Origin of the sequence: Hydrangea phyllody phytoplasma (genome assembly GCF_036985185.1) — a bacterium.
GTDB lineage: Bacteria > Bacillota_I > Bacilli_A > Acholeplasmatales > Acholeplasmataceae > Phytoplasma > Phytoplasma asteris.
In genome coordinates this window covers 77,738-99,473 of record NZ_BSDA01000003.1, presented here as the reverse complement: position 1 = coordinate 99,473, position 21,736 = coordinate 77,738, and the positions used below count along the sequence as shown (strand labels likewise).

Here is a 21,736-nt window from a genome sequence, read left to right as displayed (position 1 = left end):
TATTTGTATCTGCCTGCTATTATAAGTATTATTGCTTTTGTATTTGTTTGTTTTTCTTCAAGTATAACACGATTAACAGCTCCTGTTTGTCTTATTGCTTTGGGGATATTTTTAGGGATGTTTATGGGTTATTTATATGTTTGTTTGAATATATCACATACATTCGATTTGACTGATAAATTACTAATACATAAACATTTATGCCTAACTATGTTGCTTTCGTTTATTTTTATTTTGATGAGTAATTTTGCAATTACTATTTTACTTTATTATAAAAAGTTTAAAAAACAAAATAATCAACAATTAATTAATAAATTTGCTTTTGTAGTTTTTAATTTCTTTGTAATTACTATGTTTTATGTTGTTTTATTTTATGGGGTTGCTTTCCTTTGGTTGGCATCAGTTTCGCAATTAAGTCAACTTTCATCCTTATTTGACCCTTATTTTATGTTAGTGCTCCTATTTGTAAGTCTATTTATTTCATGGGCGTCTGTTTATATTGCAGGAGCTTTAGTTGTCTTTGATTATATTATTGAAAAACAAGTAGATAAAAAATATGAAGCATCTATGGCTTTTGCTTTATGTCTGTTAGTTTTTTGGCCTCTTATTAAAACTTTATGGAATTTTTGTAAAAAGGAGGATTAATAATTAATATTATTTATAAATTTAGAACAGGAATTAATTTTTAATTTCTGTTTTTTTGTTTTTATGAAGTATTTATTATTTATAATGTTGTGATTAGTCAATTTTGGAATTTGAAATAAAATTTGTTAATTGGGGTTATAATAAAATTCTTTTTATTGTTTGTTTTGGTTTTTTTAATTTATCCTTAAATATTTTATGATAACAAAATCCCCAAACCCTAAAAAACTCAATCAACAAGCAAGTATTTTAGTTATAATAATTGGGTATAAGTTTTTTATTTTGATACCTTAATTACTTTCAAAAAGGAGAGTTTATAAATGTTTAAATGGTTGAAAAGTAAATTTTTTAAAAATAAAAATAATGATAAATATCAAATAGGTCTTAAAAAAACCAAAGCTAGTTTTCTAGATTTTCAAACTCTTTTGAAACAATCTAACAATATCGAAAAAACCCTATTACAAGCATTAGAAAGTTTGTTAATTCAAGCTGATTTTGGTACTAAAACCACTCTTTTTTTGATGCAAGCTATCAAAGATGAAATTAATCAATTTCAAATTAAAAATCCTCAAAAGCTTCCTTCTGTTGTTGTTTCTAAAATGTTTGATTTGTATCAAAATATGAAAGGTATGAAAGGCATATTAGAAAGTCCGCAAGAACAAGAAAAAGAACAAGAAAAACAAAATCAAGATTCCAATCCAACAAATCCCGAAGACACTTTTCAATCTCAAAATAACTTGCCTCAAATGTATTTGTTTACAGGAGTTAACGGAGTAGGAAAAACAACTACTATTGGAAAAATGGCTGAAGCATTGAAACAAGAAGGCAAAAAAGTATTATTGATTGCTGCTGATACTTTTCGTGCAGGTGCAGTAGAACAACTCCAAATTTGGGCAAAAAGAGTAGGTGTTGAAGTTTTTTGCAACCCTTTGCCAGCTCATCCTGCAAGTGTTATTTTTGAAGGCATCGAACTTGCTAAAAGTCAAAATTATGATATTATTTTGTGTGATACTGCTGGAAGATTACAAAACAAAACCAATTTAATGCAAGAATTAGCCAAAATTAATCGTGTTATTTGCAAACATTTGCCCGCCTCCAATTTACAAACTTTTTTAGTTTTGGATGCTACTACAGGGCAAAATGCTATTAATCAAGTTGATTTGTTCAATCAAGCAACTCCACTTTCAGGAGCCATTTTAACCAAGCTTGACGGCACTTCCAAAGGAGGGATTGTTTTTGCAATTAAATATTTATACAATTTGCCCACTAAATATATTGGTGTAGGCGAAAAATCCCAAGATTTAATTACTTTTGATGTTAAAAATTATCTTTTTAATTTATTTGAAGGTTTTTTTACTTCTGAAGATATTTTATAATTGCTAATTATAAAGAAAAAATAACAAATAACAAATAACGAAAAACAAACACAAAAAAACATAAAAATTATTATATCAAAAATAACGAATTCAAAAATATTTAAAAAACATTGCCCCAACAAAAAATTAAATCCCACAAAAACAAATTTCACAACATCAAAAAGGAGATAAAAATATGAGTATATTAGGTGAAGGCTTACAAAAAGTTATTAACAAAATTAGAGGAAAAAAAATCCTAGAACAACAAGACATTCAAAACATTATGCAAGATATTAAAGTTTCTTTGGTAGAAGCTGATGTTCATTTACAAGTTATTGATAAGTTTAATGAAATTATTGAAAAAAAGACTTTGAAACAAGAAGTTTTAAAAGGGCTGAACCCCAAAGAACATATTATTAAAATCGTAAACGAAACCCTAATTCAAATTTTGGGCTCTACTCGTGCAGATCTTACTTTTAAGCCTAATTTTAATTTGGATACTTTAATGTTAATTGGGTTGCAAGGAAGTGGTAAAACGACTACTGTAGGAAAATTAGCTCTTTGGTTGCGTAAAAAAAATAGTAAAAAAGTTTTGCTTGTAGCTTGTGATATTTATCGTCCAGGAGCAGTAGAACAATTAAAAGTTATTGGTAAACAAATCAATATCGATGTTTTTTCTAAACCTGACACTGCTGTTTTAGATATTGTAGATGCAGGATTAAAACATGCTTTGCAAGAAGGATATGATGCAGTAATTATTGATACTGCGGGGCGCCTTGATATTGATGAGACAATGATGCAAGAATTGCAACAAATTAAAGCCAAAGCCAATCCTTCAGAAATTTTGTTAGTTGTTGATTGTCTTTCAGGACAACAATCTGCTAATATTGCTCAGTCGTTTCATAATCAAGTAGGAGCAACTGGAGTTATTTTGACCAAAATGGATGCAGATACTAAAGGAGGAGCTGCTTTATCAGTAAGAGCAATGACAGATCTGCCTTTAAAATTTGTTTCTTCTTCAGAGACAATTGACAGTTTAGAGCCCTTTAATCCTGATAGAATGGCATCTCGTCTTTTAGGAATGGGAGATATTTTAACTTTAATTGAGACAGTTACCGATAAAATTGATCCTCATCAAAGTAAACAAATGATGGAAAAATTATTTGATGATAGTTATAATTATTATGATTTTCAAAAACAATTAAAAACATTAAAAAAAATGGGTTCTTTCAGCAAATTGTTAAGTTTTATTCCTGGATTAGGTGGTAAGATGAAACAACTTTCTGCCAGTTTAGGTGATGATGGATTTAATAAATTTGAAGTTTTAATTCAAAGTATGACTAAACAAGAAAAGAAAAAACCTCAATTAATTGCTTTGAGCAGTAGACGTAGACAAAGAATTGCCAAAGGTTCTGGTAATCAATTAAGTGATGTTAACAAGCTAATTACCCTTTTAGAACAACAAAAAAAATTAGCTAAGCAAATGCAACATTTTGATGATCAAGATCTTGATAAATTACAAAATGATCCGATGGCTTTTTTTCGTGATATGAATAATAAATAATTAAAATTATAAAATCTTTTTATTAAGTATTTTTGTACCCTTTAATATTTTTAAAATCAACTTTAATTTATCATTAATTAAAACAAAATGAATAATTATTTGTGTTATATTAAATAATAAATAAATTACATTTTTTATTAAAAATTGCTGCATTTTTATAAAATCCAAAAGGAATACAAATATGAACCTATTAACTAAAAGTAAAGAAAACTTTTTAAAATTTTTATTGGCACTTTATTATTTATTTTAACAACCACTTTAACAATTTATTTTTCATATAACTTTATATCATCAATACAAACAACAAAAATTTAAAGAATATCAAAAACAAATGGAACAATATGATGCCAATAAACCTCCTACTAAATTTAGCGCACATCCTTTAGTATCCCAACGTTGTAAAGAAACAAATGATTATATATAGTAAACAATATAAGTTTTGCAAACATAATTGGCATGGAAACTGAAAAAGAAACTTGTAATCGCATTTTAGCAATGGTATCTCATCCTTAATGATTCCAAAACGCAGGAAAAATCAATAAACCCAAAAGAAGACTCCTACTACACGGAGTCCCAGGAACAGGTAAAACATTATTAGCAAGAGCATTTATGTCACAAGCAAGACAAGCCTCCCCTTCCACCGATGCAGGCTGTTTTGAATTTACCCCCTACGACTTTATCACCAAAACCCGCGAATAAGGAATCGAAATTATAAGAGCGATGTTTGATTTCATTAGAGCTGAATGGCATCTAAACAAAAATAATGGTATGGGAGTAATTTTCATCGATGAATGCGACCAAGTATGGGAAAAAATGGAACTTATCAACCAAGAAGACCAAAAAATGAAAGACATCTTAAACGCCTTCAAAGCCGAAATTACTTCATTAAGAAACCACTGCCCCCACAACCCTGATGCTTTTATTTTCGTAATTGGAGCCACTAATCACTTAGATCAAATAGACGATGCCATCAAATCACGCCTCAACTACCACATAGAAGTTAAACTCTTAGATACAAATGGTAGAAAAAAATTCTTAGAATTCTTAATTGAAAAAAGAAAAACACCAATCACCTCAACTGCAAAAGAATATTTATTAACAACAATTAATGATGCATTGGAAAAATTAACTGATAAATCCAAAACAGGACAACGCACTATGGAATATCTTTTAGATGATGCAATTATCAATGCTCGCTACGAAACCCAAGGGCAAAGTGACATTAGAATTGAAGACTTAAAAAAATCTTTTAAAGTTATTTATGGATTTGATTTGCCTTAAAGACTTCATTAAAAAACTCATTATAATTAAAATTATAAAATCTTTTTATAAACGCAATAAAATAAAAACTCAAACAAAACCTTGTATTCTAAGAAAGTTTTTCCAAACTTTCTTTTTTTAATATTATATTAATTATTTTCCTTTTGTACCTTATAAATAACACAATCATTATTAACTTATAATCCAATTTTGGCTATTAGCTAAACGATAAAATAAATAGGAGAAACAATGAAACATTTAGTTTTAGTTGATGGCAATTCGCTTTTATTTCGAGCATATCACGCAACTGCAAGCAAATATAAACCCCTTTTGCAAAATAAAAAAGGTATCTACACTAATGCTCTTTTGTCTTTTATTAGAATGTTTGAAAAAATTTTAGAAGAAACGAAAGGCTATATTTTAGTAGCTTTTGATACTCATAAACCTACCAAAAGACACCAATTATACGATGCTTACAAACAAGGAAGACCAGAAACACCTTCTGCATTGATTAGTCAAATTCCTTTGATTAAACAATATTTAGACCTAATCGGTGTTAAATATCATGTCCAAGACGAATACGAAGCCGATGATATTATAGGTACTTTAGCCAAAGAAGCAAGCAATCAAAATAAGACAGTATCTATTTATTCAAGTGATCAGGATTTATTGCAATTAGTAGATGAAAAAATTACTGTTTGTTTGCTTAAAAAAGGATTGCGTGAAATTAAATGCTATACACCTCCTACTTTGTTTGAAGAATACGGTCTTAAAGAATATCAAATGATTGATTATAAAAGTTTAATTGGTGATCCTTCTGATAACATTAAAGGAGTATTGGGAATAGGACCTAAAACTGCTCAAAAGTTATTACAAGAATACGATTCCCTAGATAATTTGATGCAAAATTTAGACAACATTAAACCTATTTTAAAAACCAAAATCCAAAATTCCCAAGCTGATTTAGAACTTAGCAAAATACTTACCGCAATTGACCTTAAAGTTCCCTTGCCCTTTGATTGTATGCAAACAGAAATACAAATACGTTTGGCGCAAAACCTTAAAAATTTTTATGAAGAAATGGATTTTAGACGCTTAACTATTACCAAATATGCAAGAATTGAAAAAGAACCAAATACCACAAATACAAATGCAAATTATAATAATAAGGAAGCGTCCCCCAAATCCAAAGAAGTGCAAGAAGTAGAAAAAGATAGCAATTTAGAAAATGATAATAATTTAAACCAAACAAATCAAAACAGACCTATCAACAACACCACCACTAACAATAATGACAATAACGCTCCAAAAGTTCAAGAACAAGGCGCCAACCCACCTCAAAACAATTTTCATTTTCAAATTATCAAAGACCAAAACTCTCTAAATGCTTTTTTGGCTCAAATCCAACCACACCAAATTTGGGCTTGTTTTTTTGAGTTAGAAAAAGAAAATGACTCAAATACTTTTTTGCAAGGAATTGGTTTTTCCAATGAAAATACACATTTTTTTATAGATGCTAATTTGGCTTTTGATAATAATAACTTTTGCAATTATCTAAAAGATGCTAATTTTTATAAAATTGTTTTTCACAATCAAGCAACACAACTTTTTTTAAAAACAAAACATCAAGAACTCAACGGAGTTATCTTTGATTTAGTTTGTGCTTCTTATCTTTTATTTCCTTTGAAAAATCTTGAATTTAGTCATATTATAGCCAAAATAGATATTTTGAATAACACAAATTATGTAAGCCAATTATCTCAAAACATTTTTATTTTAGAGCAAAAAGTAGCTTTTAAAGCTTTTTTATTACACGCCATCAAAAATAGCGTTTTGAATCATTTAAAAGTTCAAAACCAATTATTTTTGTTTCAAGAAATAGAACTTCCCTTATCAAATATTTTAGCCCAATTAGAATATGAAACTAATTTAGTACAACAAAAACAAATAATAGAATCACAGCCAATAGAAAAAAATACGGATGAAAAAATAGAGACACAACAAGAAAAAATACCAAAAACAAATCAAGGGCAAGAACAAGAACAAGAAACTCACATCAACCAATTAAAATCATTCAAAGATGTTTTTGGGTATCAAAATAGTTGTTTTTTAAATATAATAAACAATAAAAAATCTTATAATTATTTAATTAATGATAATTTTTTTTGCTTTTCGTTAAAAATTTTAGCTACTTTAGGAAATATTCAAAAAATTAAAAATTACTTTAAAATTGAAAACAATCATCTTTTAAATGATGAACAAACCTTACAATTTTTTGTAAATGCTCCCAAATCAGAAATCAAAAAGGGCTCTCAAAAACTTTCTGAAACAACGAATTTTGATGTGGATGCGTGGGCAAAAGCAATTATCCCTGAATTAAATATTTCTTCGAATTGTGCCCAAGATTTTATCCATCAATATTTAAGTTTGGATGATGAAATTATAAATTATTATCAAAGTTTATTACAACAAATCAAAGAAAAAAAATATGCATTAACTTTATTGAAAAGAAAAGTTTTTTTTGGTAATCAAAAATTAACTCCGAATTTTGATTTAGAAACATTATATGTTTTTTTACAAGAAAATATTTTAGATATGAAAAAAATTGTCATATTGCAATTATTGCGCCATTTAGAACGAAACAATGAAACTGCCAAAATTACTTATTTTGCTTTAAATGATTATTTGCAACAAAACATAGATTTAATTTCTAAACATTTGAATTATTTTTTTATTTTAGATAATGGTAATATTTAATTGGACAAATCTTATTATTTATAATTTATTTATAAAATAGAAATGTTAAATATCCAAATCAATAAAAAAGCAAAAGAAAAAACATAAGAACAATTGCAATCCAAAAACAAAGATAAAAAAGGAGCAAATGCATGCCAGAATTACCTGAAGTCCAAATTATTGTAGATTTTTTAAAAACACAGTTAATAGGAAAAAAAATTGTTGCAACTAAGGTATTTTATGAGCCTGTTGTTAAAAATACCAAAGAATTTCAAAAAATTGAACAAACTACCATTTTGGATATTCAAAGAAAAGGTAAATTTTTATTATTTTTTTTAACTCAAGAATTAGTTTTAATAGGGCATTTGAGAATGGAAGGAAAATTATTTATCAAACCTTGCGATGAGCCTAAACACAAATACGAACATTTTGCAATTATTTTGGAGGATAAAAGTTCTTTAAGATATTATGATTTTAGGAAATTTGGTAGATTTGAAGTTAAGAATCAGAACATTTTTTTAACCCAAACTACCTTGCATCAACTAGCCTTAGATCCTTTTGAAATCAATCCAGTTGTTTTGTATCAAAAAATATTAAAGACCAAAAGCGCTTTGAAAAAAGTTTTATTAAATCAAAAAATAATTTCTGGATTAGGCAATATTTATGTTAATGAAGTTTTGTTTTTAGTAAAATTGCATCCTGAAACTAAAGCTTGCGAACTGTCTTTGGAACAAGTGCAAGAAATTGTAACAATTTCCCAAAAAGTACTTACCAAAGCCATTAAACTGGGCGGAACTACTGTAAGTACTTTTGAATCTCAACCAGGCATTATAGGCTATTTTCAAAACAAATTACAAGTGCATGGCAAAGTTAATAAGCCTTGTATTAACTGTCAAACTAAAATTATCAAAATCAAAGTTGGCGGCAGAGGTACTTATCTTTGTCCTGTTTGTCAAAATCATAATTCTAATAAAGAATTATAATTGATTTATTTTCAACTATAAAATAGATCAATATTTTTAAAAAAGAGGTTTTTATGCTTAGTCATCTAAATTTATTTCAAATCAAAAATTCAGTTTTTTTGTCGCTTGAAGACCATCAAAGCCTAAGTTTGCTTTATCAACCACTAATAGGCACTCATGCGCTTGGTATTTATCATATTTTAGCAACTCTAAAACCTAATATTTTTTATCAACATCAATTTTTATTTGATTTGAGTGCGGTTTCAAAAAATGATTTTTTAGAAGCACAAGAAAAATTAGAAGCTCTTAATTTGCTCCAAACTTTTTGCAATTCCGAAACCCAAGAAAGAATTTATTGGCTTAATTTGCCATGCAGATCTCAAGAGTTTTTTAAAGACCCTCTTTTTAGTAATTTTTTATTAAGTGAAGTGGGAGAGGCTACTTTTTTGAGTTTGCAAAATCATTTTAGTAAAGAAGCTTCCACTAAAAAAAATAATTGGGACGCTTTTCAAGACATTAGTAAAAAATTTGATGATTTGTTTCAAGTGCAAAAAATGGATTTACCAAATGATTTTACTTGTCCCAATAACCAAACAAATTCTTCTCCAAGACAGTTTTTAAATAACGCTTTTGATTATAAATTATTTTTGCAAAAATTGCCCCAACGTTTCAAAAAACCATCTTTAACTTGCAATCAAACAAGTGATTTTATTCAAAAATTAAGCTTAGTTTATAATTTAGATGAAGCTACACTTTCGGAAATATATCAAAAAACTTTTCCAAAGCCCAGCGAAATCGAACTATCCAAATTAAGCCTAGGTGTAAAAAGATATTATCAGATGCATACTCAAAATCAAAATTTGTTTTTTGCGAAAAAAACGCAAGATAATGAACAAGATACGATTGCTTTGCTAAAACGTAAAGATTCTACTCAAAGAATTATTATAAATCATTGTCCTAAAAATATGCAAGCCACTGCGGCTGATACTGTTTTTCAATTTATGGAAAGAAACAATTTAGAACCGGGGCTAGTCAATGTGCTTTTAACTTATATTTTGGAACGAAAAGGCTTTGTGCCCTCAGTGGTTTATTTGGAAAAAATCTTAAAATCTTGGGAGCAAAAAGGGATTTTTGATACTGAAACAGCATATGATTTTTATATGGAACAAGAAAAAAACCAATCCCAAACTAAGTTTAGATCTAATTTAAAAAAACCACAAATTTCTCCTAAATGGTTAGAAGATTTTAAAAAGAAAAAACAGTCATAATTTTTTGGATGATTTATTATTACAAGGAATCAATTCAATTTGATAACATTTTACAAAAGCAAAAGAGGTGAAAAATTAATTTATGGAATTTTCAGATATAAAAATAAAAATTAGGAAAATGATTGCACAGTGCGAAGAAACCAAAAATTTAGATATCTCTGATGATGAACTGCCAGTTATTTATCATTATTTGCTCACCAAAGATCAAGAAAATGAATATGGGAATCGCCAAGAAATAAAAACTAATCCTTTAAGAGTTGTTTGGGTTCCTACTGTTAAATCTCAAGCTCTTTATTTTAAGGAACATTGGCAATCGCAAAATGAATTGTTTGATAGTAGCATTAATTTTGATGCTCATTTAGTGAGGCAATTTGTAGTGGATAATGATTCTAAGCAAAAAGCGTTAAAAGAGATGAAACAAATTATTAAACATTTTGAAAAATCTACCAAAGGTTTTTATTTGTCGGGTTCTTTTAATACTGGAAAAACTATTTTTTTGAAAAAAATAGCTTATGAATTAATTCAAAAACAAATTTCTGTTATTTTTCTTTTTATGCCTGATATAACTAGAAAATTTAGAAATTTTTTGTATAATAATACTTTAGAAACAAGGTTGCAACAATTAAAAAATGTTAAGTGTTTGATTTTGGATGACCTAGGTTCAGAAAATATGACACCTTGGTTTCGTGATGAAATTTTGCTTCCTTTGTTGTATGATAGAGCTGAAAAAAAGTTGCCCCTTTTTATTAGTAGTAATTTGCCCTTTAATGAACTGCACAATTATTTATTGCATTTGCATGGAGCTGAAAATGCTAATAGTGAAGTTAAGGTATACAAAATTATTGAAAAAATTCGTACCATTACTCACTTTTATGATTTTTCCGAAAAACAAGATTCCTAATAAGACAGTTTTAACTTGGTCAAGGATTAAAAATATTCTTTTTGGGAAAAACGTAATAACACAAGCAAATAATTTATAATTTATTTTGGTGGAGATGATGGGAGTCGAACCCATGTACAAAATCACTTTAATTTATATATTCTACATATTTAGTTTATTTTGTAAGTTCGCAATTTATGAAAAAACAAACAAAATCCATAAATTACTAGTCTTTTTGATATTTGCTAAAAGAGCAAAGACAAACCCAATTAGTAAAACTTACCTTATTGCCTTCCTTAAATCGTAAGTTAATTTAAGTGCGGGTTTTGCTTATTTATTTAAGCAAAAGCTAATTGTGAAGAAAAACTGTTTGCAAAATTCATTTGATAAACTGGAGTTTGTCCAGCAAAATCTTGTGTATTTGTTACAGTTTGTTTGTTATTTCCGGTTATTATAACCTCGACGTTTTTACTTGCGTAACCAAGATATGCTATATAAATTTCGTTGACCTTGGCAAATCCAAAACATCCCCATATTTTTATTTTAACTCAAAAAACCTTTTTTAAATCAAGTTATTTTTAGATTTGTTATTTGTGTTTTTGGAATGGATCATATTTTTGATTAATTTATTCTTTTTGTCCACTCAAAAATTATAACCAATAAATTTAAAATTTTGTAAAAGCGCCAAAGATAAAATTATCTAAATTTAAACTAAACTCAAATCAAAATTACACAAGCAAACAAAAAGCTCAATATATATAACAAAAAAGGGATTTGCATCCCTTCCTTTGTTCGATTATTAATGAAATTATTCGTTAACTACAACAACATCTACAGCTTGAGCTCCGCGGTCGCCTTCTTTAACAGTGAATTCCACCTTGTCGTTTTCATTAAGTGTTTTTCTTCCAAAGACTTCAGTTTGAATAGAACTGTAATGTACGAAAATATCTTTCCCATCAGCTGAAAGGATAAATCCGTAGCCTTTGTCTTTAGAAAACCATCTACATTTTCCCTGTTGTTTTTTGTCTTGCATTATTAATAATACTCCTTCTTTTAAATTATTTTGGTTTCATAACCTATTATCTATTATAACTCATTTATTTTTAGAGTCAAACATTTTTACACACTTTTTTTACTTTTTTGACGTTTTTTGGTAAAATTTTCATTTTTTTCGTCAAAAATTTGCATTTTGATATTTTTTTTGATATAATAAAATATGTTAAGCCCTTATAGTTTAACGGCAGAACGTAGCAATGGTAATGCTGAAATACAAGTTCAATTCTTGTTAAGGGCACCAAAACCAAAATTAAGATGATGTGGGCGTCGTATAGTGGTTATTATACGTGCTTGCCAAGCATGAGACGGGGGTTCGATTCCCCTCGCCCGCTCCATACATTATATAATTTAGATGTATTATATTTGTTTATTAAAAAACTTTATTATTTAGCTTTTTTTGCCCCAATAACAGCGTTTAATTGTTATCAAACACAACAACAAGAAATTAGTCAAATCCAAAATAAATTAATTACCCATTTTTATCTTTTAGCCCAAAAAAGATCACAACAAATTCAAGAATTATCAAACCATTATCATTTATCAACCCCAAAATAAAATAGTTTTTATTTTGTTTAATTAATGATTGTTTTTGGTGGATTAGTCATTTGATTGATGATTAATCAAATCTACTTTCATTTAAATTATTTTCCCAAACATAAATTATTAGTTACTTTTTAGTATCAAATTATTCATTTAAACGGCAAAAAAATCAAATTGTATATACTAAAATTTGATTTTTTTGCATATTAGTCGGAATTATTATTTACTAATTAAAAAAAATTTTAAAAAATTTGTTTTTTAATAAAAAATATAGTAGAATAAATAATTACTATTTTTTATTATTTAATAGTTGATTTTATTTTTATTAAATCTTATTATCAGCTTGATTTTCTAGATTTTTTAGTTTGGAAATATAAATTTAAAAAAAGGTGGTGTTTTTGAGTATTGAAAAAATTAACCAAACGTAATCATTTAGTTTTTTTGTTAACATTACTGTTTATTGCTTTATCGTGCGCAACGGTAATTTTTGCAGCTATAGCTCTTCAGAAAATGTGGACATCTTCTAAAGGACATGTTATTAAATCCACGATACCAAAAATAGAACCATTATTAAAAATAACAACGCACCCGGATCTTAAAAATGAAATTACTACTAAAAAATTATTTTCTATACAATATAAAGATATGAATTACTCACCAAAAGAAGATGAATCAGATTTAATAACCGTGCCACATCGAGTAAGTATTGACCCAGAAAAATGGAATACCTTTACTACCAACCAAAAAAAAGATTTTTTTAAAAATAAATATTTAGATATTCAGTATAAAATATATTTAGTAAAAAATAATCAAAAAGTCCCAGATACAGGTGTTATTTCTAGTGATAATATTTTGTCAGATGATCTAAAAATTATGGATTCTAAAGACGAAACATTTGTAATACTAAAAAGCGATACAAAGGAAGATGATCTTTTTTTGGTAAATTTTGAATATAAGAAAAAACAAAAACTAGACGACCCATTAACTTTTTTAAATCATAAAGAACCAGATTTATTAAAACTATATGAGCAACCATCAACATCAACAGATTACACAAAAGACAGACCAGTATTGATGATAGAAGATAAAGGTAATATTTCATTGCAATACTATGATATTTTTATCAATATACAACAAAACGCTGATTTAGATAAAGAATTGTTAAAACAAATTGTCGAATCATTAAATTCAAAAGATTCAGTTAATAGTGATGATTATTCAGAAGGTCGATTTAAAATTATAGTCGATTATGCTTTAATGAATAAAGACGGTCAAATTGGTGGTATTACATCAACAGACTTATCAGGTAAAAAATCTCCTAGATTAGCAAAATCAAAAGATAATGCTTCATCAGCCTCTAGATCGCCAGTCAAAGTAAATGTTCGTATTACAGATCAAAATTCACAAAAAATAAGTAACTAACATACAACACCTAAATGATTATTCATCACATGATGAATAAATAAAGGTTATTTTATGAATCAAAAATTAAGCCAGACGACAATATTTCTGCAAAAAAATAATATTATCTTTAGATATATATTATTTTTTATGCGGTTTGTTTGTGTTATTTTTTTTGTTTTTGGTTTTTTGTTAAAGCTTAATGCTTCCGGTTTGCCTAACGAAGATGCAACTAATGCTAATACATTATTTGTTAAAAGTGATAATATTTTAAAAAAATATTTAACTACCTCTCAACAAGTGCCATTGATTAATGGTGGTTTTTTAAGGTTACAAATGGCCAAAAATAATTTAAAAGTTAAATATAACAAAGTAGAAGATTGTTCAGAAAAAGGAAAAATTATTAAAAGATATCATTTTTTAGTTTCTGCAGATACTAAAGATCAAAATCATGATAACTATATTCATGTATTGGCTAAAATAATGATGAATAATATAGAAATTACTCAAAAATTTGTTGTAATTTATTATGAAAAGAAAGATAATAAACTTGAACAATTTTTCACAAACGACCCACAAAAATTTTTCAATCCAAATTCATCCTCATTTAACAAAAAAAAACCTATAGCAATTCAATTTTCTAAATCGAAGAAAGCAATAACATTATCACGTGTTTTAAAAACGAAATCTAACCAAGAAATTATTATTGAGATATCATCAGATGAAAAAAATCTCTTGGAAAAAACCGCTGAGAACAAAGTAAATATAGCAGAACTTGATGAAATATCGTTAGTAATAGATTTTGATTTAACCAATAAAAATAATGAAATTTTAACTCCAACAACTCTTTTAAGTAAATCATTTAATTTTCCTATTTCTCGATTTAATCAAAAACGATTTAATCAAAAATTTTTTTCTTTACATGCGGCTCCTTTTGACAAATTATATCAATCAAATTCTTCTTTAAACTTAAACGAATTGTTAAAAAAGTTTCAAGAAATTGAAAAAAATATTAATATTGAACTTCCTAAAGATAATTCTTATGATTTACAATCTGATTATTTAATATCTTATAAGACATTAGAACAAAATTTTGTGATTATTCAGTTAAATAATCTTAAATCTAAATCGAGCCGACAAGAACAGGATGAATTATTATCAGGTTATATCAATACATTATTTGATCAAAATCTTTTTTCAAAAATTTTTTTGTTTTGCGAAAAAACTATATATGACAATGATATAGAAAATACATATTCTTTTATCCATCATCGTATAACCTTCCCGATTGCTCGGGCTAAATTACCCCAGCCAAAAACATTAGTAGATTATGGGGACGATTATTTGAATAAAAAACGCCTTGATTGGGAGTCATCTTATATTGATTTAGATAATTATGTTGCTGATGATTTGGTTGATGCAATTAAAATTCAAGAAAATATAAAACCTATACTATTAGATATTAAGATATATCAGAAAAAAATACAAAACCAGGAGCAAATAATTAATTAAGTTCACCAGAATTGTTTGAATATTACCAAATAATAAAAAAAGAGGTGGTTATTTCGCTAATAAAAGAAAAATGAAAAATATTTTTCCGAAAAACATTTTTATTGCCATTTTTACGATGTTTTCTACTTTGTTATTGGTGATTGTTTTTATTGTTTATCTTTTGTTAAATAAGTTAACAGAATTGAAAGAAGATATTAATAATATTGATGAACAACGAGAGATTAATATTGATAAAGATATTAAAGATATCATTGATAAAGATATCAAAAAGATAATAGATGAGAAATTAGCTGACATAAATCAAAAAATAGATCAAAAAATAGATCAAAAAAATAATGATAATACAGAAAAAAAGATAGTTTCTGACGAAAAAAATGCAAAAGACGAAAATCAAGATAATTATAAACCTCCCTCAAATACCGTATTTCATCCTCGTAAGGAAAAAGGTGGTATTCCTTTTGAGAAACTTATTGGCATGAAAAAAGAAAAAGAAATATTAAAAGAATTTTTATATTTATTAAAAAATTCTAAAGAATACGATAAATTTGGTGAATTATCTCCATTACGTGGTGTTCTTTTTTATGGTGTACCAGGAACAGGCAAAACTTTACTTACAAGAAGTTTAGCAGAAGAAGCCGGTGAAAGAGTTTCTTTTTATGAAATAGCATCACCTGAATTTTCTTGTGGTTTGGTAGGCGAAGCTCCCCAAAAAGTGCGTGATTTATTTCGGGATGTACGCATTAATAATAAAAGAACCAATATTGATGCATCTATTGTTTTTATAGATGAATGTGAAGAAATTTTTAAAAATTTAGCCACTTTAGGTGATAACACTTCTAAAGATTTACCTAATATTGTTAATCAATTTAAAACAGAATTAACTAGTTCAGACAATGACCCCAAAAAACCTATTTTAATTGTGGGGGCGACTAACCATTTTAACAAATTAGATGAAGCTATTAAATCACGCTTTGATTATCATATTGAAGTTAAAGTTTTTAATCAACAAGAGCGCGAAGATTTTTTCAACTTACGCCTTAAACAGAGAAAAAATTTACCCCATTATACTCAAGCAGCAAAAGATTTTCTCTTCAACCAAGTTAATGATAAAATTAATGATTTTCCTGAAGAAAAACAAAGTAATAGAATTTTAGATAAATTTTTAGATGCTATTGTCAGAAGAGCTATTCTTAATAAACATGAGCATATAGAAATAAAAGATATTGAAGAAAGTTTTTTAACTACTTTTCAAGCAAAAATCACTGCTAATAATTTTATGGGTTTAACAGCTAATAAAATAAAAAATCATTCTTGATCTGCTCCAAAAAAAAGTGAAACCAATAAAGCAACAAAATCCCCCAACTATTATTAAACATAGTGGGGGTATTTTTTTATATCTAAATAGTAAAAAAGAGAAATTTAACATGTCTCATTATATCTATGATTTTCAATCAATTATCAATTTGCTTATTTTCTTTGGTGTTTTGCTTAAAAATAGCTTTAATTTTTTTATTAACAATCATTTTTTTATGTTATTATTAGATTAATAATAGTTTTTTTAATATTTTTGAAACTAAAACTTGTTTTTTTAACAGTCCCAAAAAGTGGTGTAAACCTGTTAATCTGATTTAAATGTTTGACAAAAGATTTGTTTTATGTTTTAATATTGTTGAAATGTGATTTAGTTAATTTTTGAAAAGATAATATATAGTTATCTTTATATGAGTTATATTATTTAATTACTTTATTTGATATAATGAACATTGATTGAAATTATATCATTTTTAGCAATTTAAATTTTTTGGGATATATATTATTTCCTAGACAAAAATTAAGATTTTTAATTTGTTAATTATATTTAAAATAATTAAGGAGTAATTGAATATGAAAAAAAATTCAAATATTATTTTTTCCCATATTATTGATAATGGCACACGCATTATTAATAGTACTTTAATTAAAGAAAAAGCTGTTTCTCGTCAAGGTATTGCATTTAAAACTTTGTTTTTATTATTTTTAACTTTGACCTCTAGATAATATTGACCAAAATACAAAAAATCATGAAATATTTCACCAAAAACAAACTGCATTAAATGAATGGCTAACTAAATTTCAACAACAATCAAAGTTATTGGAAGAGCGCATGATCGAGAGCGCAAATATCCAAGGAAATCTAGAACTAAAACTAGAACGTGACAGAAAAAACGAATTCAAAAGACAAAATAATAATTTAAATGATAAAATTAGTCAATTAGAAGGTCAAATTCGCGCTCAAAATAAAATTTTAGAGGATCTTAAAAAGCAGATAGACGAAGCAATGCAGGCAAACAGAGAAATAAGAACGAAATGTGATCAAGAAAAAAAAGATTTATTTAGGCAATTACAAACACTTATTTTGGCAATTATTCAAGCTAAAAATACGGATAAAGTAAAATATTTTCAGCAGCAACAGGAATTGATAAACACCAAAGCGGAATTAGATTTTGTTAAAAAAACAGGTTATACAAGAGAACAAAATATCCAAATTGAACAATACCAAAACCAACGTAAAGACATGGAAAACCAATAAATTAATATAACATATTATAGATATCATAAAAGCAAGCTTTAATTAAAGCTTGCTTTTTGTTTTATTGTGGGAATAATTTCAGTATAAAATATAAATATAATAAAATATCTTTGCAATTGTTTTTTATTAAAATTATGTATAATATAGGCAAGTTATGTAATTTTAGATAACAATAATAAAATGATATTAAATATTTTAAATACATAAGAAAGTTGATTTTAAAATGAAAAAAATAAACAAACATTTTATCTATATTACTGTAATTATTGTATCTTTTATTATTGTTTTTATATTTCTTAATAACATGAAATCTAATAAGAAAACCCCCTTAATAAAAAGGGGGTTTTTAATATAATATTATAATATAATGATTTTAATTAAAATAAATAAATTAATGGTGCGGATAGTGAGATTTGAACTCACACAAGATATTTCTTACATGCCCCTCAAGCATGCACGTCTACCGTTCCGTCATATCCGCTTAAAAATGATCTTATAGATCACTTTTGTTATTCTAATGAAACAATGTAAGGAATGTTGTTATTTTGGCTTTCTAAGGTTTCTAATTCAATGTGGTCGTAATTAGTTTCTAAGAAATTTTCTAGTTTTTCTAATTCTTTTTCATCAGTACATGAAGGATTATAAAAAACAGTTAAAAAGGTTTGATGAGGTTTAATCATTTTTTGGAGTAATGTTTTTAATGCTTGATATTTATCTTTATTAGTAGCTATTATTTTTTCTTCCCAAACAGATAAATATTCTTTTTCTAAAAGAGTTTGATTGGATATGTTTTTAGCATCTTTTTTATCAGCATAGATAATTTTTCCTGTTTGGATGTTTTTGATAGTTTCTTCCATGATAGTTTTGTTTTGTACTAAATCCAATGATTTATCAAAAGCTAAAAGAGCACTGTATCCTTGAGCGATGTTTTTAGTTTGTAAAAGGACAATTTCTTGATTGGTTCCTTGTAATTGTTTTAGTTGGGTTGTAAGCTTTTCTAAAAGAGATGTGTCATTAGGTAGGATAATGATGTTTTGGGAAGTATTTGTTTGGAGAAGTTTTTCAAAAGTAGTAGGGTTAAAAGTAGATTGTTTTATAATGTGATTTACTTTAAGGTCAGCAAAGACTTTTTGGCTTTTGGTATCATTTACAAATGCAATAAAAAAATATTTTTGATCTTTATTTGAGTTAGGTAAGTTTGAAGGTGACTTTGGGTCTGGGGTAGGTTCTTGTTGTATTGTAAATGTGTCGTGTTTTTGATCTAAAATTGATTGATGTTGTTCTTTCATGTTGTCAATTTTGCTTACCTTTAATGTGCCATAAGTTAAGAGTTTTTCTAAAACTTGTCCTGGTTTGTTGGTATGGATATGTATTTTTAGAATTTCTTGGTCTTTAACTAAAACTAAAGAATCTCCTATTTGTAATAAAGCTTGTTTAAGTTGTTTCATATCAAGGTTTTTTTCTTGGGATGCTTTGATTTGAAAAATGTATTCAGTGCAATAAGTATATTTAATATTAACTTGTCCCAACGTTTGTATTTTATCAGGATTTGTGTGTGTTTGGGGATTTGGGTTTACTTGAAGTAGTTTTTGGTCTTGTAAAAATAATAACATTCCTTTAAGGATTTCAACAAATCCAGCCCCTCCACTATCAACTACTCCTGCTTGTTTTAAGACTTCTAATAATTCAGTTGTTTGGGAAAGAGTTTTTTGGGCGTTTTGTAAGAAATTGGATAAAACATCTTCAATAGTACTAAATTGGGATTTAGCTTTGAGAGTTTGTTTAACAGCTTCACGAAAAACAGTTAAAATAGTGCCTTCTTGAGGTTCTATAATAGCTTGGTAAGCTTTTTGGTAGCCTCCTTCAAGTGAATGGATAAAATCATTAATATTGATAGTTTCTTTATTGAGTTTTTGGTAAGTTTGTGCCATTCCTGCAAAAAATTGGGATAAAATAACTCCTGAATTGCCTTTGGCACCCATTAATAATGCTTTTGATAAAACTTGGGATACTTCTACTATGGAACGAGTTTCTAAATTACTAATTTCTTTAACGCCTGACATCATAGTAATTTTCATATTAGTTCCTGTATCTCTATCTGGTACGGGAAAAACATTTAAATTATCAATGGTTTGGTAGTTGTTTTGTAAATTGATAGCTCCGTTAGCAATCATGTTTTTAAATAATTGTCCGTCAATAAATTGAATAACTTTATCTTTGTTCATTTTGGTTGCCTTTCTTCGAAAAAATTTCTTTAATATAATTAGATAATAATAAGGAATGGAATATTTTTTTTTCGTAATTTGGTATGATTAGGAAAGATTTTTTATTTAAGGTAAATAAAAACCTATTTTAATTATAACATATTTTAATTTTTCTCTTATAAAACAAAGAAGTTAAGGGAGCAAAAATTTAGTTTTTTATGACTTATAAGTAAAATTATGAGATTATTGATAGAATTATTTAGTTTGTTATTTGTTTTATTTAAATTTGTTTTATTTTTTTTGAAAGAGATATAATAGAGATAATCAAATAATTATTAATTGTTAAAAAAGTTTTGTTTGTGATAATCAATTCATTAAAATAAAAACTAATTCATTTATAAAGTTTTAGGCAAGTTATAAAAATAGTGATTTATAAATTTGATATAACAATATAATTGTTTGATTTATTGACAACCAACTAACTTTTAAAAATAACAAAATAAAACGAAAGTGAGAAATTATCTTATGGATAATCAAGAAAAAGATCTCAATTTAAATTTTTTGAATAAATCATTTAAAATCGAAACTGCTATTACTTTAATTGCTTTTTCTTTAGTTGCAATAGCTTTAATTTTAGCTTTTAGACCTTAATTTCAACCACAACCAACAACAACTCCACCTACCATAACACAAACTCCATCTTTATCTGAAAAATCACCTTCAACTCCCAAATGGAGTGTTATAGATGCATTCCATGCGCCAGTTCAATTTGAATTAAACAATTTTAATCCTAACAAAAAATATATGGATGATTTATTTGGAATGAAAGAAGAAAAATTGGCAGCTCAAAAAGTACTAGATTTTGTTACAAATGCCAAAATGTTTGAAGGTAAAGGTAAAATAGATCCTCCCAAAGGAATGTTATTATATGGAGTTCCTGGCACTGGAAAAACTTTTTTTGCTAATTGTTTTATGAAAGATACTCATTTTAAATATGTTGCTAAATGTACTGGTGCTGATTTTGCTCAAAAATATGTAGGAGAAAGTTTAAAGGCAGTACATTCTTTATTTGATAGTGAAAGAAAAATTGCTGATAAACACGGTGGTGCTATCATTTTTGTTGATGAATGTGAAGAGGTTTTTGTTGATCTTACACAAATACGTGAGCATCATAAAGGACAAAGTGAAGCTGTTACGGCTTTCAAAGAAGAATTAACTAGCGAAAAAAATAACCCAACTAAGCCCATATTTTTAATTGCAGCTACAAATTATTTAGATAAAATGGAAGATGCCATTAAATCAAGATTTACTTACAAAATTGAAGTTAAACCCTCGAAAAAGAACCACACAAAGACTTTATGAAATTCTTAGTTAAAAATATCTGTAAAAACCCAATTTCTGATGATGCACTAAATTATCTCACCCAAAATGTTAATGATGCAATTGAAAATGACATTATGAAGCGTTCTAATCGTACCATCGAAACACTTGTTAATGATGCTTGTATTAATATGTGTAGAAACAAACACACATAAATTGAAGTTCAAGACTTAAAAGAAGTTTGTTTATCAGTTTTAGGCTTTATCCCACAATAAAATAATATATATAATAATTTATAAAGCATTACATCAAAGAAATATTAATAAAAATTAAGTATATTTTTATCTATTTTGCGATATAATAATTTTACATAGTATTTAATACTATTACAATTATAAAAAACAAAATAAGAGATAATTGTATAATTAAAATAAATAATAGCAATTTTTTCAAGTTGGAATTATTTA

At 26.8% G+C, this 21,736-nt stretch carries 18 protein-coding genes, 3 tRNA genes, 1 other RNA gene and 1 pseudogene; 19 read left to right on the top strand and 4 right to left on the bottom strand.

Features of this window, described 5'->3' with window-relative positions; all coding sequences use genetic code 11:
- Positions 1-3 precede the first annotated feature (3 nt).
- The 8 genes and pseudogenes from AACP42_RS01980 to AACP42_RS01945 all read left to right on the top strand — a co-directional run bounded on the left by AACP42_RS01980 (position 4) and on the right by AACP42_RS01945 (position 10,688).
- Complete coding sequence (locus AACP42_RS01980; protein ID WP_339332558.1) at positions 4-645, top strand: hypothetical protein; 642 nt, start codon at positions 4-6, stop codon at positions 643-645.
- Between the two features lie 317 nt (positions 646-962).
- On the top strand, positions 963-2,018 hold the full coding sequence (gene ftsY, locus AACP42_RS01975) for a signal recognition particle-docking protein FtsY (RefSeq protein ID WP_212509221.1): 1,056 nt from the start codon (positions 963-965) through the stop codon (positions 2,016-2,018).
- A gap of 175 nt (positions 2,019-2,193) precedes the next feature.
- Positions 2,194-3,561 carry a signal recognition particle protein gene (gene ffh, locus AACP42_RS01970; RefSeq protein WP_212775297.1) on the top strand — a complete coding sequence of 456 codons (1,368 nt, stop codon included), beginning with the start codon at positions 2,194-2,196 and terminating at the stop codon, positions 3,559-3,561.
- 534 nt (positions 3,562-4,095) lie between these two features.
- Positions 4,096-4,842, top strand: a pseudogene (locus AACP42_RS01965) (AAA family ATPase).
- A gap of 228 nt (positions 4,843-5,070) precedes the next feature.
- Positions 5,071-7,578: a 5'-3' exonuclease H3TH domain-containing protein gene (locus AACP42_RS01960; protein ID WP_249402801.1), complete on the top strand. Its 2,508-nt coding sequence runs from the start codon at positions 5,071-5,073 to the stop codon at positions 7,576-7,578.
- Between the two features lie 131 nt (positions 7,579-7,709).
- Positions 7,710-8,540: a DNA-formamidopyrimidine glycosylase gene (gene mutM / locus AACP42_RS01955; RefSeq protein WP_212775295.1), complete on the top strand. Its 831-nt coding sequence runs from the start codon at positions 7,710-7,712 to the stop codon at positions 8,538-8,540.
- Between the two features lie 53 nt (positions 8,541-8,593).
- Positions 8,594-9,787 (top strand): DnaD domain protein, encoded by a 1,194-nt coding sequence (locus AACP42_RS01950; RefSeq protein WP_212775294.1) that lies wholly within the window; start codon positions 8,594-8,596, stop codon positions 9,785-9,787.
- An 82-nt stretch (positions 9,788-9,869) separates the two neighbouring features.
- Positions 9,870-10,688, top strand: a complete 819-nt coding sequence (locus AACP42_RS01945; RefSeq protein ID WP_212509227.1) for an ATP-binding protein — start codon at positions 9,870-9,872, stop codon at positions 10,686-10,688.
- An 86-nt stretch (positions 10,689-10,774) separates the two neighbouring features.
- Here AACP42_RS01945 and ssrA read toward each other — a convergent pair.
- Positions 10,775-11,199: a transfer-messenger RNA gene (ssrA, locus tag AACP42_RS01940) on the bottom strand.
- 276 nt (positions 11,200-11,475) lie between these two features.
- The gene (locus AACP42_RS01935) at positions 11,476-11,700 is read right to left on the bottom strand and encodes a cold-shock protein (protein ID WP_212775293.1); all 225 of its coding nucleotides are present in this window, start codon (positions 11,698-11,700) and stop codon (positions 11,476-11,478) included.
- Positions 11,701-11,890: 190 nt separating this feature from the next.
- Here AACP42_RS01935 and AACP42_RS01930 point away from each other — a divergent pair.
- The 8 genes from AACP42_RS01930 (at position 11,891) to AACP42_RS01895 (ending at position 17,745) form a co-directional block, all read left to right on the top strand.
- Positions 11,891-11,964 (top strand) — tRNA-Thr (locus tag AACP42_RS01930).
- Between the two features lie 19 nt (positions 11,965-11,983).
- Positions 11,984-12,058, top strand: a tRNA-Gly gene (locus tag AACP42_RS01925).
- The gene (locus AACP42_RS01920) at positions 12,024-12,278 is read left to right on the top strand and encodes a hypothetical protein (RefSeq protein WP_212775292.1); all 255 of its coding nucleotides are present in this window, start codon (positions 12,024-12,026) and stop codon (positions 12,276-12,278) included. Before AACP42_RS01925 ends, AACP42_RS01920 begins: the two co-directional genes overlap by 35 nt.
- Before the next feature lie 390 nt (positions 12,279-12,668).
- Entirely contained in the window at positions 12,669-13,685 is a 1,017-nt protein-coding gene (locus AACP42_RS01915; protein WP_212775291.1) for a hypothetical protein, read from the top strand.
- 129 nt (positions 13,686-13,814) lie between these two features.
- Complete coding sequence (locus AACP42_RS01910; RefSeq protein WP_339332263.1) at positions 13,815-15,176, top strand: hypothetical protein; 1,362 nt, start codon at positions 13,815-13,817, stop codon at positions 15,174-15,176.
- A 70-nt stretch (positions 15,177-15,246) separates the two neighbouring features.
- Positions 15,247-16,491, top strand: coding sequence for an AAA family ATPase (locus AACP42_RS01905; protein WP_212775289.1), 1,245 nt, complete (start codon positions 15,247-15,249; stop codon positions 16,489-16,491).
- A gap of 569 nt (positions 16,492-17,060) precedes the next feature.
- The gene (locus tag AACP42_RS01900; protein ID WP_212775288.1) at positions 17,061-17,213 is read left to right on the top strand and encodes a hypothetical protein; all 153 of its coding nucleotides are present in this window, start codon (positions 17,061-17,063) and stop codon (positions 17,211-17,213) included.
- A gap of 106 nt (positions 17,214-17,319) precedes the next feature.
- Positions 17,320-17,745: a hypothetical protein gene (locus AACP42_RS01895; RefSeq protein ID WP_212775287.1), complete on the top strand. Its 426-nt coding sequence runs from the start codon at positions 17,320-17,322 to the stop codon at positions 17,743-17,745.
- Between the two features lie 395 nt (positions 17,746-18,140).
- Here AACP42_RS01895 and AACP42_RS01890 read toward each other — a convergent pair.
- A tRNA-Leu gene (locus AACP42_RS01890) sits at positions 18,141-18,226 on the bottom strand.
- A 28-nt stretch (positions 18,227-18,254) separates the two neighbouring features.
- Positions 18,255-19,970, bottom strand: a complete 1,716-nt coding sequence (locus AACP42_RS01885; RefSeq protein WP_212775286.1) for a DAK2 domain-containing protein — start codon at positions 19,968-19,970, stop codon at positions 18,255-18,257.
- Between the two features lie 504 nt (positions 19,971-20,474).
- On the opposite strand from AACP42_RS01885, the gene AACP42_RS01880 reads away from it, so the two are divergent.
- The 3 genes from AACP42_RS01880 (at position 20,475) to AACP42_RS01870 (ending at position 21,484) form a co-directional block, all read left to right on the top strand.
- On the top strand, positions 20,475-20,600 hold the full coding sequence (locus AACP42_RS01880; protein WP_265332882.1) for a hypothetical protein: 126 nt from the start codon (positions 20,475-20,477) through the stop codon (positions 20,598-20,600).
- A gap of 171 nt (positions 20,601-20,771) precedes the next feature.
- Complete coding sequence (locus AACP42_RS01875; RefSeq protein ID WP_212775285.1) at positions 20,772-21,311, top strand: AAA family ATPase; 540 nt, start codon at positions 20,772-20,774, stop codon at positions 21,309-21,311.
- On the top strand, positions 21,308-21,484 hold the full coding sequence (locus AACP42_RS01870) for a hypothetical protein (RefSeq protein ID WP_212775284.1): 177 nt from the start codon (positions 21,308-21,310) through the stop codon (positions 21,482-21,484). The genes AACP42_RS01875 and AACP42_RS01870 overlap by 4 nt, the downstream gene beginning before the upstream one ends.
- The last annotated feature ends 252 nt before the right edge of the window (positions 21,485-21,736 follow it).

What these genes read in the sequence shown, in the direction of transcription:
- AACP42_RS01905 (WP_212775289.1), top strand. Translation starts at nt 15,247, where the DNA reads ATGAAAAATATTTTTCCGAAAAACATTTTTATTGCCATTTTTACGATG.
- AACP42_RS01875 (WP_212775285.1), top strand. Translation starts at nt 20,772, where the DNA reads ATGAAAGAAGAAAAATTGGCAGCTCAAAAAGTACTAGATTTTGTTACA.
- AACP42_RS01935 (WP_212775293.1), bottom strand. Translation starts at nt 11,700, where the DNA reads ATGCAAGACAAAAAACAACAGGGAAAATGTAGATGGTTTTCTAAAGAC.
- AACP42_RS01960 (WP_249402801.1), top strand. Translation starts at nt 5,071, where the DNA reads ATGAAACATTTAGTTTTAGTTGATGGCAATTCGCTTTTATTTCGAGCA.
- AACP42_RS01870 (WP_212775284.1), top strand. Translation starts at nt 21,308, where the DNA reads ATGAAATTCTTAGTTAAAAATATCTGTAAAAACCCAATTTCTGATGAT.
- mutM (WP_212775295.1), top strand. Translation starts at nt 7,710, where the DNA reads ATGCCAGAATTACCTGAAGTCCAAATTATTGTAGATTTTTTAAAAACA.
- AACP42_RS01900 (WP_212775288.1), top strand. Translation starts at nt 17,061, where the DNA reads ATGAAAAAAAATTCAAATATTATTTTTTCCCATATTATTGATAATGGC.
- AACP42_RS01920 (WP_212775292.1), top strand. Translation starts at nt 12,024, where the DNA reads ATGAGACGGGGGTTCGATTCCCCTCGCCCGCTCCATACATTATATAAT.
- AACP42_RS01910 (WP_339332263.1), top strand. Translation starts at nt 13,815, where the DNA reads ATGCGGTTTGTTTGTGTTATTTTTTTTGTTTTTGGTTTTTTGTTAAAG.
- AACP42_RS01895 (WP_212775287.1), top strand. Translation starts at nt 17,320, where the DNA reads ATGATCGAGAGCGCAAATATCCAAGGAAATCTAGAACTAAAACTAGAA.
- ffh (WP_212775297.1), top strand. Translation starts at nt 2,194, where the DNA reads ATGAGTATATTAGGTGAAGGCTTACAAAAAGTTATTAACAAAATTAGA.
- ftsY (WP_212509221.1), top strand. Translation starts at nt 963, where the DNA reads ATGTTTAAATGGTTGAAAAGTAAATTTTTTAAAAATAAAAATAATGAT.
- AACP42_RS01945 (WP_212509227.1), top strand. Translation starts at nt 9,870, where the DNA reads ATGGAATTTTCAGATATAAAAATAAAAATTAGGAAAATGATTGCACAG.
- AACP42_RS01885 (WP_212775286.1), bottom strand. Translation starts at nt 19,970, where the DNA reads ATGAACAAAGATAAAGTTATTCAATTTATTGACGGACAATTATTTAAA.
- AACP42_RS01880 (WP_265332882.1), top strand. Translation starts at nt 20,475, where the DNA reads ATGGATAATCAAGAAAAAGATCTCAATTTAAATTTTTTGAATAAATCA.
- AACP42_RS01950 (WP_212775294.1), top strand. Translation starts at nt 8,594, where the DNA reads ATGCTTAGTCATCTAAATTTATTTCAAATCAAAAATTCAGTTTTTTTG.